The sequence below is a fragment of the Streptomyces sp. NBC_00289 genome, from assembly GCF_041435115.1.
Classification (GTDB): Bacteria; Actinomycetota; Actinomycetes; order Streptomycetales; family Streptomycetaceae; genus Streptomyces.
Window position 1 is genome coordinate 4,899,638 of the sequence record NZ_CP108046.1, and the last position, 12,470, is coordinate 4,912,107.

Here is a 12,470-nt window from a genome sequence, read left to right on the forward strand (position 1 = left end):
TTTGACCAGGCTTTGCACCAGGCTTACGCACCCTGTTCCTGGAACCACCCGTCACGGTAGGGCAGTCTCTTTCCTCGTGGGGAGCGTTCCGAATCAAAGTCAGCCCGGTGATGCGCCGGCGCACATGGTGGTGTGCGGCGACGACGGCCTCGCGCACCGGCTCGCGGCCGAACTGCGCGGTGTGTACGGCGAACAGGTCACGCTCGTCGTACCGCCCTCCGACCGCGGTGTACGACCACCCGTGGTCGGGCGGGCCCGGACGGGGTCGGCGCTGCTCGACCGCGTGGTGAACGCGGCCGTGGGCCGGACCGGCAACGGCGCCACCGGCGGCACCGGCCCCGGTGGCGCCACGGGCGGGGTTTCCGGCCACTCCAGCGCCGCGAGCGGCGGTGGTGGTGCCGGGCGGGTGAGCGGTGAGGTTGCCGGGGGCCAGCGCGTCGTGGAGGCCGTCGAGCCTGCCGAGGCGGTGCTCGCCGAGGCCGGCGTCGAGAGCGCCGCCGCGCTCGCGCTCGTGTACGACGACGACGAGACCAACATCCGTGCCGCCCTCACCGCCCGCCGGCTCAACCCCCGGCTGCGGCTCGTGCTGCGGCTCTACAACCGCCGGCTGGGGCAGCACATCGAGGAACTGCTCGATCAGGCCGCCGCGTTGGCCACGGACGACGAGGGCGCGGACACGCGACGCCCCGAGGCCGGCTCCGGGTTCGAGGACGGCGATCCCTCGACGACCGTGCTGTCCGACGCCGACACCGCGGCACCCGCGCTGGCCGCGACCGCGCTCGCCGGTACCAGCAAGGTCGTACAGACGGACGGCCTGCTGCTGCGGGCCGTGGAACGGCCTGCGCCCGCGCCCGGCGAGGTGGCCGATCCGGGTCTCGGCACACTGGCTCTGCTGTCCGCGGCCGGCGATGAACCGTCCGGCGCGCACGGTTCCCGGAGCCGGGAGGAGCAGGGGCCGCTGCTGCTGCCCGACGCGGCGACGGTGCGGGACGCCGTCGGGCGCGGGAGCGTCGTCCTGGAGCAGGTCTCCTACTCGGGGCCCTCGCTGCCCTCGGGGAGCGGGGTCGTGCCGGCGTTCGCCTCGCTGTTCTCGCGGCGGCTTCGGTGGTCCCTTGCGGGTCTGGTGGCGTGCGTGGTCGCGCTCGCCGTCGCGTTGTGGGTGGTGACCGGAATCCATCCGCTGAGGGCGTTCTACCTGACGCTGCTCGATCTGTTCGCCATCGACGACCCCGCCCTCGGGGAGTCGCTCGGCCGGCAGATCCTCCAACTGCTCTCCGGGCTGGTCGGGTTGCTGATGCTGCCGGTGCTGCTGGCCGCGGTGCTGGAGGCGCTCGGCACCTTCCGGACCGCGTCCGGGCTGCGGAAGCCGCCGCGCGGACTCGGCGGGCACGTCGTGCTGCTCGGGCTCGGCAAGATCGGCACGCGGGTCCTGACTCGGCTGCGTGAGCTGCACATTCCGGTGGTGTGCGTCGAGTCCGACCCCGAGGCACGCGGGCTGGCGACGGCGCGGCGGCTGCGGGTTCCGGTCGTGCTCGGGGACGTCACTCAGGAAGGGGTCCTGGAGGCCGCCAAGATCCATCGGGCGGACGCCCTGCTCGCGGTGACCAGCGCGGACACCACGAATCTGGAGGCGGTGCTGTACGCGCGGTCCGTGCAGCCCGATCTGCGGGTGGTGCTGCGGCTGTACGACGACGACTTCGCGACCGCCGTGTACCGCACCCTTCGGGCCGCGCATCCGAACGCCTCCACGCGCAGCCGGAGTGTGTCCCATCTCGCCGCTCCCGCGTTCGCCGGGGCGATGATGGGGCGGCAGATCCTGGGGGCGATCCCCGTGGAGCGGCGGGTGCTGTTGTTCGCGGCCGTGGATGTGGCCGGGCATCCGCAGCTGGAGGGGAAGACGGTCGGGGAGGCGTTCCAGGCGGGCGCCTACCGGGTGTTGGCGCTGGACACGGCTGTCTCCGGGGGGCGGCGGGAGGAGCCGGCCACCGAGGAGGCGTACGAGGGCGGGCGGGAGGCCGGGGCGGGTGGGCGGTCCGGGTCGTCCGAGCGGTCCGGGCGGTACGGGTGGTCTGAGCGGTCCGGGCGCTTCGGGCAGTCCGGGGGGTCCGGGCTGGTGTGGGATCTGCCCGACACGTATGTCCTGCGGGGGGAGGACCGGGTGGTGTTGGCGGCTACCCGGCGGGGGCTGGCGGAGTTGTTGGGGAGACGGGGGCGGCGGGAGCGGGCGGGGGTGTAGGGGTCTGCGGGTGCGGGTTTGACTCGCGGGGGCGGGCGGCGCTCGCGGGTGCGGATGCGACTCGCATGCGACTCCCGGGCGGCGGTCGCGGGGCGGGTGGGACTCGCGGGTGTGCATGCGACTCGCATGCGACTCCCGGGTGCGGGTCGCGGGACGGGTGGTGTGCGGGGGCCGATTTTCTTCGCCCCCGCACCCCACCCACCCGTCCCGTCCCGCCCCGTCCTCAGGGGCTCCGCCTCTGTACCCCGCTCCTCAAACGCCGGAGGGGCTGAATGCTTCGGCGGTTGTCAGGTGAACAAGTGGCGGGTGGCGAAGTCGAGTTCCAGTTTGACCTGTTTGATTCGTTCGTCCACCACCAGTGAGCCGTGGCCCGCGTCGTAGCGGTAGACCTCGTGGGTCGCGCCCCGGGCCTCCAGGCGTTGGACGTAGTTGTCGACCTGGCGGATCGGGCAGCGTGGGTCGTTGACGCCCGCCGAGATGTACACCGGGGCCTTGACCTGGTCGACGTACGTCAGCGGGGAGGAGGCCGCGAAGCGGTCGGGGACCTCCTCCGGGGTGCCGCCGAGGAGGGTGCGGTCCATGGCCTTCAGGGCTTCCATCTCGTCGTGGTACGCCGTGACGTAGTCGGCGACCGGGACCGCCGCGATGCCCAGGGTCCACGCGTCCGGCTGGGTGCCGAGGCCGAGCAGGGTGAGGTAGCCGCCCCAGGAACCGCCGGTGAGGATCAGGCGGGAGGGGTCGGCGAGGCCGGAGCCGATCGCCCAGTCCCGCACCGCCGCGATGTCCTCGAGCTCGATCAGGCCCACCCGGTACTTGAGCGCGTCCGTCCAGGCGCGGCCGTAGCCCGTGGAGCCGCGGTAGTTGACGCGCACCACCGCGTACCCGTGGTCGACCCAGGCCGCCGGGCCGGCCGCGAAGGAGTCGCTGTCGTGCCAGGTGGGGCCGCCGTGGATGTCGAAGACGGTGGGGAGGGGGCCGCTCACGCCGGCCGGCTTCTGGACCAGGGCGTGGATACGGCCGCCCGGGCCCTCCACCCAGACGTCCTCCACCGGGACCGAGCCCGGCGACTTCAGGCCGGGCGGGTCCAAGACGACTCCGCCCGTCGTCGAGCGGACCGCCGACGGCTCGGCGGCGGACGACCACAGGTACTCCACGCTGCCGTCGGGGCGTGCCGTCGCCCCGGAGACCGAGCCGGCCGGGGTGGGGACCCGTTCCCGCGCACCGGTCGCCAGGTCGTAGCGGAACAGTTCGCTGCGGGCCTCGAAGCTGTGGACGACCAGCAGGCCGGTGCCGTCCGGGTACCACTCGGCTCCGACGTCGCCCGGCAGGTCCAGACCGAGGTCCGTCTCCTCCCCCGTGGCGACGTCCCACACCAGGGGCTCCCAGCGGCCGCGCCGCTGATGCCCGATCAGCAGCCGGCTGTCCCCCTCGACCGGCGCGAAGCCGAGCACGTCCAGGCCCAGTTCCTCGCTGCCGCCCCTGGTGTCGTCGAGTTCGGCGACCGGTGTGCCGTCGGGACGCAGGACGCGCAGCGCCGAGTGCATGGCATCGCCGTGCTCCGTGTGCTCGATCGCGATCAGCGAGCCGTCGTGGGAGACGTCGCCGACGCCCGCCGACTCGCGGTGGCGGTAGATCTCCACCGGGTCCTCGCCGGTGCGGGCGCGGTGGATGGTCGTACCGTCCTCGTCGGTCGAGCGGCCCACGACCGCCGTGCGGCCGTCCCGGGCGAGGGCCAGGCCGGCCGGGTACGAAGCCTCCAGGCCCGGCGTCGCCGGTTCGTCCGGCCCCCCGGTGAAGGGCTGGCGGCGCCAGACGCCGAACTCGTCGCCGTCCTTGTCGTCGAACCACCAGATCCACTCGCCGTCCGGGGACAGCACGCCGTCGGTCGTGCCGTTCGGCCGGTCGGTGACCTGGCGTTGTGCGCCCGTGGCTCTGTCCCAGGCGTACAGCTCGTACGTCCCCGTCGCGTTCGACACGAACAGGGCGCGGTCCGGTGCGTCCTCCGCCCAGTCGGGCAGCGAGACCCTGGGCGCCCGGAAGCGCTTCTCCCAGTCCGGTGTCTCCCCGCCCCGAGCCCGCTGTGCCATCTCTGCCTGCTCCGCCTGCCGAACCCGCGCATCGGACCCGTTGCTCTCAGTCATGGCCCCATACTGCCCGCCCCGGCGGACAATGAGACGGCCAGGTCCCCACCCTGTGGAAAACCCACCGCCCTGTGGAAAACCCCGTCCCTCACCCGGCGCCCGCACCGGTACCCCGCGGCCCGGCTCTTCGCACGAGCCCCGTACCGTGGACGACGTGTACCGGTTTCTGCTGACGCCTCGCTGGTGGGGGATCAACGTCTTCGTGCTGCTCGCCATCCCCTTCTGCGTCTTCATGGGGTCGTGGCAGCTCAGCCGGTTCGAGGCGCGGGTCCAGGACCATCGCAGCGCCGACGCGCAGGCGGCGTCCGCCGGCCGGGAGGCCGCCCGCCCGCTGAAGGAACTGCTGCCGGTCGACCAGGTCACCTCCGGCAAGCCGGTCACCGCGACCGGACACTACGACACGCAGTTGCTCGTGCCCGGCCGGGAACTGGACGACGCCGCCGGCTTCTACGTCCTGACCCTGCTGCGCACCAACGACGGCAAGGCGTTGCCTGTCGTCCGGGGCTGGCTGCCCGGCACCGCCGACGCGGCGGAGGCACCGGCAGCGCCGCGCGGGGAGGTCACCGTGACCGGTGCGCTTCAGGCGTCCGAGACGCCGGGGGACGACGGGGTCAGCGCCCAGGGTGGACTGCCGGCCGGTCAGACCGGCGTGATCAGCGCGGCCTCGCTGGTCAACCTCGTGCCGTACGACGTCTATGACGCCTGGGTCACGCTGGAGCACGCGGACTCGGGGATGAAGGCGGTGCCGGCGAAGGCGCCCTCGGACTCGGGGCTGGACCTGAAGGCCTTCCAGAACCTCGGGTACACCGGGGAGTGGTTCGTCTTCGCGGGGTTCGTGGTGTTCATGTGGTTCCGGCTGCTGCGGCGCGAGGTGGAGTTCGCGCGGGACGCGGAGTTGGGGCTGGTGCCGGAGGAGACCACCGCCGGGGAGCGCGAGAGCAGCCCGTCCGGAGTGTGAGGACGGTCCCGTCCGGACCGACCTCCTGCAGAAACCGTCCGTCAGGCCACCCGACACGAACCCGTCCTTCAGGCCGCCCGGCACGAAACCGTCCGTCAGACCACCCGGCACGAAACCGTTCCTCACCCAGCCCCCGTCACCCGGCCGGTCGGCAGCAACCCCCCGGCCGGAAGCCGTCCCGCCTCTCACGAAGCCGTCAGTACGCCCGTCCAGTAGACCGTCCCCGCGCACGCGTCGGAGACCGTCGTGGAAGCCGTCGGTCCGCCGCCGTCCGCCGTGTTCGTCACCGTCACGCTGCCGTCGACCGTGCCGTCCGCCGTGAAGAGCTGGCTGGAGACACCACTGTCGGTGCCGGTGGTGGTGCCGCCGGAGGCGCCGGTGTCGTCGGTGGGCGTCGGGTCGGGCGAGGCGCCGGTCTCGCCGCCGCTGTCGCCGGTGTCGGCGGGGCAGGTCTCCGAGGGGACCCAGGCGAACTTCACCTCGTAGGCGGAGCCGGGCTGGAGGAGGAGCGAGGAGACCTCGAGGGACGGGTCGGGCAGGCCGGCCGCCACGTCCCCGGAGACATGGCGGACCGCGCTGATCTTGGTGGCGTCGGCCGCGCCCTGCGGGCTGGTGCCCAGGGTGCCGGGGCCGGTGACCGTGCAGGCGGTGGTCGAGACGTTGAGGACGCGGAAGGTGCCGTAGACCGTGCCGGCGGCGTCGGGGACGTCCGAGCTCGCGGTGGCGGAGCCGAGCTGGAGGGAGGTGCAGGCCGGGGTGGACGCCGCGGCGGTCGCCGGGGTGCCGGAGCCGCTGCTGGAGCCGGTACCGGTGCCGGTGCCCTTGCCCTTGTCCTGGTCCTTCTTGCCGGTGTCGGTCTTGTCCTGGGCCTTGTCGGAGGAGCTGCCGGCGCTGCTCTCGCCGCCGTCCGGGTCCTTGCCCTGTCCGGCGCCGCCCTGGGCCTGCGAGGCCTGGCCGGCGACGGACGGGTCGACGTCGGCGCCGGTGGAGTTGGAGACGTGGAGGAGGGCCGGGACGGCGGTGCCGACGAAGAGGGCGGCGGCCGCCATGCCGACCAGTGCCTGCCGCTTGCGGGCCCGCCGTGCGGGAACCGCCCGCCTCAGGTGGTCCAGCGTGCCGTCGCGCGGCTCGACCTCCAGGACCGCCCGGTGCAGCATCCGGCGCAGTACCAGCTCGTCCGAGTCGAGCCCTTCGGGGCTCTGTTCGTCCAGGCTGTGGTTCACGGTTTTGTTCCCAGCGTGCGATTGCTTCGGCTGATGCTCGTCGCCTTCGGTGCCCGGCTCGCGCCACTCGTAGGGCTCGTGGGGGTCGTGGGGGCGACGCTGTCCGTCGTCGTGCTCGCTCATGCCGACGCCTCCATGGCGACCCGGAGGGCCGCTATGCCACGGGAGCCGTACGCCTTGACCGAGCCAAGCGACACCCCGAGCGTCTCGGCGACCTGTGCCTCCGTCATGTCGGCGAAGTAGCGCAGGACCAGGACCTCGCGCTGACGGCGCTGGAGACCCTTCATCGCCTTGATCAGGGAGTCGCGCTCCAGCTGGTCGTACGCGCCCTCCTCGGCACTGGCCATGTCGGGCATCGGCTTGGAGAGCAGCTTCAGGCCGAGGATGCGGCGGCGCAGGGCGGAGCGGGACAGGTTGACGACCGTCTGACGCAGGTAGGCGAGCGTCTTCTCGGGGTCACGGACGCGCTTGCGGGCCGAGTGGACCCGGATGAAGGCCTCCTGGACGACGTCCTCGCAGGAGGCGGTGTCGTCGAGAAGGAGGGCGGCGAGTCCCAGCAGCGAGCGGTAGTGCGCGCGGTAGGTCTCGGTGAGATGGTCGACGGTGGTGCCGGCCGCCGCGATGTCCTCGGCGCCGTCGCGCTGATTCGGTATGCGGGTCGGCCGCGCTGCGGGCATGGGCGCGATCACCGGCATGCCGCCGGGCGCACCGGGCATCCGGGGTCGGAGGGAGGGGCGGGGCGGCCGTAGGGCCGTGCCGCGCGTCGCCGCACTGAAATCGAGAACCTCTGCCACGCCAGTTGGACACGTTTACCCCCGTCAGGGTTGTACGCGCGGCGCGTCACGTTTGCGCCGAACGGTTCGCCGTACCGTCCGGGCCGCCGCGTGCTCCACGGCGTGGCTGGTCGTCCGGTGCATGACACGGCCGCTCGTCTCGCTTCAGGCAGCACGACCGACAGTGCGTGAAACGCCCTCATGCCCTACCCGCTCTTCCCCTGTGTCCTGAATGGCCGGAGCGTCCCCACGCTCCTTGAAGCATCCCCGCGCCCACTGAAGGACGTCCGCAAAGACGCTCCCCGCCCTTCGCACGGTTGCGGAGAGCGGGGAGGCAAATCCTCTGACGTCAAGGCGGCCCGGAGCAAGTGGTCCGGACCAACCCGGATCACCGCTTCACAAGGATCCTACAAACCGACCGGCTTCCGGCCAGGAGATTTCCGGCGGTAACACGTTTCCGCAACAAGTGCGTCGGCCCACATCACAGACCGTCACGCGCCCCACACGCGTCGCCCCTCACGACAGCTCGGCCGCGACCAGTTCCGCGATCTGCGCGGTGTTGAGAGCGGCCCCCTTGCGCAGGTTGTCGCCGCAAACGAAGAGTTCCAGGGCGGTGGGGTCGTCGAGCGCCCGTCGTACCCGGCCCACCCAGGTCGGGTCGGTGCCCACCACGTCGGCGGGCGTGGGGAACTCCCCGGCGGCCGGGTTGTCGAACAGGACGACACCGGGAGCCGTGGCCAGGATCTCCCGCGCCTTGCCGACGGTGACCTCGCCCTCGAAGCGGGCGTGCACGGTCAGCGAATGCGTGGTGATCACCGGCACGCGCACACAGGTCACCGCGACCGGCAGCCTGGCCAGTCCGAGGATCTTGCGGGTCTCGTCCCGCACCTTCATCTCCTCCGACGACCAGCCGTCCTCGCGCAGCGATCCGGCCCACGGTACGACGTTGAGGGCGACCGGCTCCGGGAAGGGCCCGGTGTTGTCCCCCACGGCCCGCCGTACGTCACCGGGGTGGGTCCCGAGCTCCGTGCCGGCGACCAGGGCGAGCTGCTGCCGCAGCGTCTCGACGCCGGCCCGGCCCGCGCCGCTGACCGCCTGGTAGGAGGAGACGACCAGTTCACGCAGCCCGAACTCGGCGTGCAGCGCGCCGAGGGCCACGATCATGGAGAGGGTCGTGCAGTTGGGGTTGGCGATGATCCCGCGCGGGCGCTGCCGCGCCGCGTGCGGGTTGACCTCGGGGACGACCAGGGGCACGTCCGACTCCATCCGGAAGGCGCCCGAATTGTCCACGACCACCGCGCCCTTGGCGGCGGCGACCGGCGCCCACCGGAGGGCGACCTCGTCGGGTACGTCGAACATGGCGACGTCGACCCCGTCCAAGGCCCCCTCGGTGAGGGCCACGACCTCGACCTGTTCACCGCGCACGGCCAGCTTGCGGCCGGCCGAGCGCGGTGAGGCGATCAGTCGGATCTCGCCCCAGATGTCCGCGTGCTGGGACAGGATCTGGCGCATGACCGTGCCGACGGCTCCGGTCGCTCCCACGACCGCGAGCGTCGGTCGCCCGCTCCGCGGTCCTGACGGGGACATCAGCGGCCCGTGCCCCCGTAGACGACGGCCTCGTCGCTGTCGGAGTCGAGCCCGAAGGCGGTGTGCACGGCGCGCACGGCCTCGTTCACGTCGTCGGCGCGGGTGACCACGGAGATACGGATCTCGGACGTCGAGATCAGCTCGATGTTGACCCCGGCCTCGCTGAGCGCCTCGAAGAAGCCGGCCGTGACGCCCGGGTTGGTCTTCATGCCGGCGCCGACCAGCGAGATCTTGCCGATCTGGTCGTCGTAGCGCAAGGAGTCGAAGCCGATCTTCTCCTTCGCCTTCTCCAGCGCGTCGATGGCCTTGCGGCCCTCGGTCTTGGGGAGGGTGAACGAGATGTCCGTCAGACCGGTGGAGGCGGCGGACACGTTCTGCACGACCATGTCGATGTTGATCTCGGCATCGGCGATGGCGCGGAAGATGACGGCGGCCTCGCCCGGCTTGTCCGGGACACCGACGACCGTGACCTTGGCCTCGGAGGTGTCGTGCGCGACACCGGAGATGATGGCCTGCTCCACCTTCTGGTCCCCTTGCTTCGGCTCGTTGCTGACCCAGGTGCCCTGAAGTCCGCTGAAGGACGAGCGCACGTGGATCGGGATGTTGTAGCGGCGGGCGTACTCCACACAGCGGTGGAGCAGCACCTTGGAGCCGGAGGCGGCGAGCTCCAGCATGTCCTCGAAGGCGATCCAGTCGATCTTCTTCGCCTTCTTCACCACACGCGGGTCGGCGGTGAACACGCCGTCGACGTCGGTGTAGATCTCGCAGACCTCGGCGTCCAGCGCCGCGGCGAGCGCGACGGCGGTGGTGTCCGACCCACCGCGCCCCAGTGTGGTGATGTCCTTCTTGTCCTGCGAGACGCCCTGGAATCCGGCGACGATGGCGATGTTGCCCTCGTCCAGCGCCGTGCGGATCCGGCCCGGCGTGACGTCGATGATCCGGGCTTTGTTGTGGACCGAGTCGGTGATGACGCCTGCCTGGCTGCCGGTGAACGACTGGGCGCTGTGGCCCAGGTTCTTGATCGCCATCGCCAGCAGGGCCATGGAGATCCGCTCACCCGCGGTCAGCAGCATGTCGAACTCCCGGCCGCTGGGCATCGGCGACACCTGCTCGGCGAGATCGATCAGCTCGTCCGTCGTGTCGCCCATCGCGGAAACGACGACGACCACCTGGTGGCCGTTCTTCTTCGCTTCCACGATCCGCTTGGCGACGCGCTTGATGCCCTCGGCATCGGCTACGGAGGAGCCTCCGTACTTCTGCACGACAAGGCCCACGTGCGCTCCTCGCTTGGTCCGTCTCTTCCCGCACATACGCATATGTACTGCGGTCGGCTCAGTCTATCGAGCGCCCCGTTTTCACCTCCGCGGTATCGCATGGTGAGACTCCGGCGCCCGAAGGACCAGGACAGAACATGCCCGCGGGGTGGGACGCCACTCGAAAAGTGCCACGGGTCACAGGCCCGGGGGCGCGGTGATCGAACAACGGGCGGCGGAGGGGACCGCGCGACGGCTGTGAATTAAGTTTCAAGCACTAGGGTGCGCCTGTGCGCGTACTCCTGGTGGAAGACGATGAGCCGGTCGCCGAGTCGCTGCGGCGCGGCCTGAACCGCTACGGCTTCGAGGTCGACTGGGTCACCACCGGCGCGGCCGCGCTGGCCCACCGCGAACCGTACGAGGTCGTCCTCCTGGACCTCGGTCTGCCCGACACCGACGGCCTCGACGTCTGCAAGGCGCTGCGCGGGCGCGGTGACGTGCCGATCATCGTGATCAGCGCGCGCAGCGACGAGACGGACCGGGTGGTCGGCCTGGAGCTCGGCGCGGACGACTACGTGTCCAAGCCGTTCGGCGTGCGCGAGGTCATCGCACGAATACGGGCGGTGATGCGGCGCGTCCAGCCGCGTACGTCTCCCGGTGCCCCCGACAACGGCCCGGACCGCTACGGCGCCCGCCTGACCCTCGACCGCAGGGCGGCCCGCGTCCGACTGGACGGCGACGAGGTGGCCCTGGCCCCCAAGGAGTACGACCTGCTGGCCTTCCTCACCGAGGAGCCCGGCGCGCTGATGTCGCGCGAGCAGATCATGGAGGCGGTCTGGGACGCGAACTGGTTCGGGCCGACGAAGACACTCGACGTGCATGTGGCCGCGCTGCGCCGGAAACTGGCCGGCGCGATCACCATCGACGCCGTACGGGGAGTGGGGTTCCGTCTGGAGATCGACCCCCCGCCGGGAGCCGGGCCGACGCCATGATCCGGCAGCTGATCGTCAGTTACGTCCTGCTGGTCGCCGTCGCGCTGGCCGCCTTCACCGTGCCGGTGGCGTTCACGCTCACCGCCCAACTGCGCGGGGACACCGAGCAGTCGGTGCGGCGCGAGGCCACCACGATGGCGCTGCTGCTGGGCCACGGCGACCCGGCCTCGCGGGCCGCGCTGGACCGGATGACCGAGGCGTACGCGGCCGAGACACCCGGCAGAGCCGACGTCCTGCCCGCCTCCGGGGCCACCGTGTCGACGCACTGGGGTGGCGAGTCCCTCCAGGTCACCGCGCCGGCCAGGCGGGACGGCCGGGTCGTGGGCGCGGTCCGGATCACGTATCCGACGAAGGAGCTGACCAAGCGCCTGTGGCGGATCTGGGGCTTCCGGGCGTTCCTCGCGTTCGGTGTCCTGGCCGTGGCCGCCGGCATCGGCGCGGTGGTCGCCCGCCGGCTCACCCGGCCGCTGCGCCAACTCAACGACATGGCGAGCAGGTTCAGCGACGGAGACCTGACCGCGCGCTCACCGGTGACGGGCCCGCACGAGACGCAGACCCTGGCGCGCACCCTCAACCAGGCGGGCGAACGCCTCGACACCCTGATCGCCTCCCAGCGCATCTTCGTCGCGGACGCCTCCCACCAACTCCGCACCCCGCTCACGGCGTTGCGGCTCTCACTGGACAACATCGCGGACGGGGTCGACGACGACGTCGTACGGGAGGACGTGGAGCAGGCGACCGCCGAGGTGGTCCGGATGAGCCGGCTGGTCAACGGGCTGCTGGTGCTGGCGCGGGCCGAGGCGAAGGTGACCGCCGCGGAGCCGCTGCCCCTCGCGGACATCGTGCGGGAACGTCTGTCGGTGTGGAGGCCGGCCGCCGACGAGCGCGGTGTCACCATCGCGCTCGGGGGGAGTGACGCCGACGGCCGGCCGCTCGTGCTGGCCAGTCCCGGTCATCTGGACCAGGTCCTGGACAACGTGCTCTCCAACGCCCTGGAGGTGTCGCCGGACGGCGGCACCATCACGGTCCGGATCGAGACCAGGGGCGACGAGGTGGTGCTGTCCCTGCTGGACGAGGGGCCCGGCATGTCCGACGCCGAGAAGTCCCGCGCCTTCGACCGCTTCTGGCGCGGCCAGGGCCTGACCGGGCGCTCCGGCTCGGGCCTGGGCCTCGCCGTGGTCAGACAACTGCTGTCGGACGACGGCGGATCCGTCGCCCTGCGGGACGCGCCCGGCGGCCGGACCGGGCTGTGCGTGGAGATCCGCCTGCGGGCGGCGGCACAGCGGGCCGGCGGCTGAACCGGCGGG

General features: G+C 72.0%; 9 protein-coding genes. 4 read left to right on the forward strand and 5 right to left on the reverse strand.

The window, feature by feature from the left end:
• Positions 1-124 precede the first annotated feature (124 nt).
• Entirely contained in the window at positions 125-2,236 is a 2,112-nt protein-coding gene (locus OG985_RS22190) for an NAD-binding protein (RefSeq protein ID WP_371670083.1), read from the forward strand.
• 287 nt (positions 2,237-2,523) lie between these two features.
• On the opposite strand, the gene OG985_RS22195 is transcribed toward OG985_RS22190, so the two are convergent.
• Positions 2,524-4,377: a prolyl oligopeptidase family serine peptidase gene (locus OG985_RS22195; RefSeq protein ID WP_371670084.1), complete on the reverse strand. Its 1,854-nt coding sequence runs from the start codon at positions 4,375-4,377 to the stop codon at positions 2,524-2,526.
• A 154-nt stretch (positions 4,378-4,531) separates the two neighbouring features.
• Here OG985_RS22195 and OG985_RS22200 point away from each other — a divergent pair, with 154 nt between their 5' ends.
• Positions 4,532-5,335, forward strand: coding sequence for an SURF1 family protein (locus tag OG985_RS22200; RefSeq protein ID WP_371670085.1), 804 nt, complete (start codon positions 4,532-4,534; stop codon positions 5,333-5,335).
• Positions 5,336-5,520: 185 nt separating this feature from the next.
• Here the strand turns inward: OG985_RS22200 and OG985_RS22205 are convergent, their stop codons facing one another.
• The 4 genes from OG985_RS22205 to OG985_RS22220 all read right to left on the reverse strand — a co-directional run bounded on the left by OG985_RS22205 (position 5,521) and on the right by OG985_RS22220 (position 10,192).
• On the reverse strand, positions 5,521-6,681 hold the full coding sequence (locus tag OG985_RS22205; protein ID WP_371670086.1) for a hypothetical protein: 1,161 nt from the start codon (positions 6,679-6,681) through the stop codon (positions 5,521-5,523).
• Positions 6,678-7,274 (reverse strand): SigE family RNA polymerase sigma factor, encoded by a 597-nt coding sequence (locus OG985_RS22210; protein ID WP_371670087.1) that lies wholly within the window; start codon positions 7,272-7,274, stop codon positions 6,678-6,680. The genes OG985_RS22205 and OG985_RS22210 overlap by 4 nt, the downstream gene beginning before the upstream one ends.
• 573 nt (positions 7,275-7,847) lie before the next feature.
• Positions 7,848-8,918 carry an aspartate-semialdehyde dehydrogenase gene (locus OG985_RS22215; RefSeq protein WP_371670088.1) on the reverse strand — a complete coding sequence of 357 codons (1,071 nt, stop codon included), beginning with the start codon at positions 8,916-8,918 and terminating at the stop codon, positions 7,848-7,850.
• Entirely contained in the window at positions 8,918-10,192 is a 1,275-nt protein-coding gene (locus tag OG985_RS22220) for an aspartate kinase (protein WP_371670089.1), read from the reverse strand. The genes OG985_RS22215 and OG985_RS22220 overlap by 1 nt, the downstream gene beginning before the upstream one ends.
• Positions 10,193-10,461: 269 nt before the next feature.
• Between OG985_RS22220 and OG985_RS22225 the strand changes: the two genes are divergently transcribed.
• Positions 10,462-11,163 (forward strand): response regulator transcription factor, encoded by a 702-nt coding sequence (locus tag OG985_RS22225; RefSeq protein WP_371670090.1) that lies wholly within the window; start codon positions 10,462-10,464, stop codon positions 11,161-11,163.
• A complete protein-coding gene (locus tag OG985_RS22230) occupies positions 11,160-12,461 on the forward strand; it encodes an ATP-binding protein (protein ID WP_371670091.1) in 1,302 nt (433 codons plus the stop codon). The genes OG985_RS22225 and OG985_RS22230 overlap by 4 nt, the downstream gene beginning before the upstream one ends.
• Positions 12,462-12,470 lie beyond the last annotated feature (9 nt).